The following is a 1,309-nucleotide window of genomic DNA, read 5'->3' on the forward strand; positions in this document are numbered from 1 at the left end:
TATGATGTTGTTGATGAGTGATCTGTAATTTGAGCTTGCTGCCGTTTGATCGTCACGAAGAATATCGGCCAGGGAACACCCCCATATCGTGTCGGGCATATCCTCGAATGACACAATATGGTAAGGCTTTGGCCCCGGGTTGATGATGCACTTAATGACCTTTCCCGCGATCAACCATGCCTCTACTTCATATGCGAGGGCGGGATTTGGAACCTCGGCCTCGGTGAATCCAAACTCTCTCAGATATCTGCCCCGTACCATCCCCCAAAACTCAAGGGCATATGTCAGGTCTTCATCGAGCACATCAAGATATGTATGCCCTTCTTGCAGCTCACGGGCAGAGTCTATCCATGTCCGGTATGTCATTGATTTGCTCTCATGTGCGTACAACACATCCTCTATCTCCTGATCGAAGAAACCTTCTACCCCGATGAGACTCATGAGTTCATTAACGTGCATTCGGTGACGTTCAATGACATACGAATCATTGACATTGTTTGCGGAAGGCGAAAAGAATATATCAAAGAAAGACACCCTGTTGAAACTTGGGACAAGCCGGTCTTGAACATACTTCCACCACTTCCCATCAACATCTTTCTTGTATGTTGTAACCTGTTTCCTGCGCAACACTGGCCCCTTTAATGCCCCAACAGGCATGATGAGCATGTCCTTGATTATCTTCTTGACCGTTTCGTAAAAGCCCCCGTCCCTGAGTTGGTCTTCTATCAAGTCCCCCATGCGTATTGCCTTTTCTTGTGAGCGCCTATGCAGCTCTGTCTGTATTTGTTCTTTAATGTCGTCTATGAGTTTCTGCTCGTATTGAGCGTCAACAGGAGGCGCTGTCTGTGCTTGTGCAGCTTCAGCGGCCTTCTTGATAATCGCAGATGTAGCCGCTCTCAAAAACGACTCTTCAATCTCAATGTCGGTTGACGGGACGATATCAAAGACACGTTTGTCTGAAAAAATAAGGTCAAGCAGTTGGGAATAGAGAGCCCGAACCTTCGTGTACACCAAAGAGAAATAAACGGTAGAACCACCTTTCCTTAAAATCTGCTGTAGTTTCTGAGGGTCATACTCTCTGCCATACATACGCATACACTCAATAGCGCGTAACTCGGCGTTAGACTTGGCACGTTTGGCGGATTCCCAGCGTGTTTCAATGTATGATGCAAGGTTGTGTAGTACAATGTCCTCTACAACAGACTGACGGGCGTCTGCTTGAGTCGGGGGTCAGATATGTCACGCCGCTTGGCACTACAGCTCCTCGTAAAAACACGTGGTTGCCTATCTCGATGACAAACTTCATCTT

1 protein-coding gene is annotated in these 1,309 nt (G+C 47.3%); it reads right to left on the minus strand.

What is annotated here, in order from left to right; translation table 11 throughout:
• On the minus strand, positions 1 to 1,089 hold a 1,089-nt coding region (locus Mcas_RS15835; RefSeq protein WP_156033442.1), incomplete at its 3' end, for a hypothetical protein.
• Between the last annotated feature and the right edge of the window lie 220 nt (positions 1,090 to 1,309).

Origin of the sequence: Candidatus Magnetobacterium casense, assembly GCF_000714715.1 — a bacterium.
Taxonomy (GTDB): Bacteria; Nitrospirota; Thermodesulfovibrionia; order Thermodesulfovibrionales; family Magnetobacteriaceae; genus Magnetobacterium; species Magnetobacterium casense.